1 protein-coding gene is annotated in these 2,410 nt (G+C 68.5%); it reads right to left on the minus strand.

Features of this window, described 5'->3' with window-relative positions; all coding sequences use genetic code 11:
- Nucleotides 1–167 precede the first annotated feature (167 nt).
- Nucleotides 168–2,174, minus strand: coding sequence for a peptidoglycan D,D-transpeptidase FtsI family protein (locus HUK82_RS16000; protein ID WP_246495189.1), 2,007 nt, complete (start codon nt 2,172–2,174; stop codon nt 168–170).
- Nucleotides 2,175–2,410 lie beyond the last annotated feature (236 nt).

Here is a 2,410-nt window from a genome sequence, read left to right on the forward strand (position 1 = left end):
CATCGACGCGGGTGCCGGGCAGGGCGGCGAACAAGGTGCCCGGCGCCACGGCCCGGCTGTCCTCGGTCACGGCGAGAACTTCGATCGCGCCACCATCCGCCATCGCCCGCGCGTTGACGTGGTTCGTGACCCCGGCGCTGGCGAGAAGATCGGCAAGCTGCATCGGGTCAGTCCAGTCGGGGGGTGGGGGGCGGCAGATGCGTCGACGGATGCGCGGCGACCGTCTGCACCCGCGCGCCCATCGCAGGCTGTTCGCGCGGGCGGAGATCGGCGACCGTGCTGTCGGGGCGCGAGGCTCGGCCGTGTCCGGCCGGCGGTTTGGTCGCGGGCTCGCGATTGCGGGGATCGCCGGGGTCGTTCCCCGGGCCGAGCGGCCGATAGCCGGGGGGCACGCCGGGTTCCATCGGGATCGCCAGCGTCGCGTCGATCTCGGCGGCGTGGGCCGCGTCGGGGAACAGGCTGAGCATCGGCCCCACGCGCGAGATGATCTTCGAGACGGTAGGGGCCGCGTTCCACCCGGCGGTCGTCCAGCCATGTGTCTGTGGAGTCGGCTTGGGACTGTCGAGCATGACATAGACGGCGTAGCGCGGCGCGTTCATCGGAAACACGCCCGTAAAGGCCGAGACGTTGACGTGCTTGAGGTAGCCGCCGTGCGGCCCGATCTTTTCTGCCGTACCCGTCTTGCCGCCGACGAAATAGCCCGGCGATTCAGCGGATTTGCCGATACCCTGGGTCACGACGAGGCGCAGCATCTTGCGCACGATGGCCGAGTTCGCTTCCGAAAGCAGGCGCGGCCCTTCCGGCTGGACAACATCGTCGGCATCGGTTGCCGTTACTACGGCGGGTTTTGCCATGCTCGGGTCGGTGAGGGGCGCCGGGGCCGTCATTGCCGCCGGCGCCGTGGCCTGTGCGGGCGCGGCGGAGGCCCGCGACACCAGTGTCGGCTTGACTAGGATGCCGCCATTGGCGGTCGCGGCCGTGCCACGGACGATCGACAGCGGCGGCTCGGCCACGCCGTGGCCGAAGCCGACCGTCATCACGGTGGAAATGCCCCAGTTGCGTGTCGCCGGGACGATCGGGCGGCCGGCTTCGGGCAGTTCGACGGGCACCGGCGCGAAGAAGCCCATGGCGCGCAGCCAGTCCTGCTGGCGCTGCGCGCCGACGTCCAGCGCCATGTGCGCGGCCGCCGGGTTCGAGGAGTACGCCATCACGGCGGGCATCGACAGCCATGGCGCGAAATGGTCCGTTTTCATGTCGGAGATGGTGAAACGGCCGATATGGATCGGAATGGTCGAAAATCGGTCCCACGGATGCGCCACACCCAGTTGCAGCGCCATGGCGGCGGTCTGGAGCTTGAAGGTCGAGCCGGGCTCATACATGCCGGTGACGGCGCGGTCGAAGCGTTCGTCATCGGTCGCATGCGCGTAATTGTTCGCGTCGTAGTCGGGCAGGCTGACCATGGCCACGATCTCGCCGCTGCGCACGTCCATCACGATCGCGCAGGCGCCGATGGCCTGAAAGTTGTCCTTGGCGGCCTGCAACTCGTCGTGGACCACGGCCTGGACACGCACGTCGAGCGACAGCGTCAGCGGCGTGCGGTCACTGGTCAGGCGCTTGTCGAAGAACCGCTCCACACCGGCCACGCCGTGGTCGTCGATGTCCACCGCGCCCATGATGTGGGCGGCCGTGCGCCCGAGCGGGTAGTGGCGGCGCTCGCCGGGCTCGAAGTAGATACCCGGAATGCCCAGGTTATTGATGGCGATTTCCTGATTGGGCGAAATGTCGCGCGCCAGATAGACGAACTGCTTCTTCAGCCCCAGCCGGCGCACGGTCTCGGCGCGGTCGAGGGCGGGCAGAACCTTCATCAGCTTGTCGGCCGCGTCCTCCGGGTCAATCAGTTCCTGCGGATTGGCATAGACCTGGGCCACCGGCAGCGAGATCGCCAGCGCCTGCCCGTTACGATCGACGATCGACGCGCGATGGACCTGCGGCAGTGTGAAATCACCGGCCATCAGGCCGCGTGGATCGCTCTTGGGGATGTCCGGCACCTGCGGCGCGATCTGGCGCTTTTCGGGTGCCATCGGCATCCAAACCGTCGCCGCGGCCAGTTTCAGCCCTACCGCGCCGAACAGGATGCCGAACCCGCCCGCAACAAACAGGAGCCGCTTGTGCATGACCTCGCGCGCGGCACGCAGGCGCAGGTCACCATCCGTTATCCGCACGTCTTCGCGGGCGGATCGGTCGGCCCGGGGCGTGCGCTGGTGACCGGCGTCGTCGATCATGAAAACCCTTGATCAGGTCAGTTGCTAAGCGGAACCGGCGGCGGCAGGCCACCCCCGGTGTTGAACCCGAGCGACGACGCGCCCGCCGTCGGTCGCGCATCCGCATAGCGCCGGGGCGTCTGCACCAC

The organism is Ameyamaea chiangmaiensis (assembly GCF_013376175.1).
Lineage (GTDB): Bacteria > Pseudomonadota > Alphaproteobacteria > Acetobacterales > Acetobacteraceae > Ameyamaea > Ameyamaea chiangmaiensis.

Excerpts from the sequence above, each read along its gene's own strand:
- HUK82_RS16000 (WP_246495189.1), bottom strand. The coding sequence starts at position 2,174 with ATGCACAAGCGGCTCCTGTTTGTTGCGGGCGGGTTCGGCATCCTGTTC.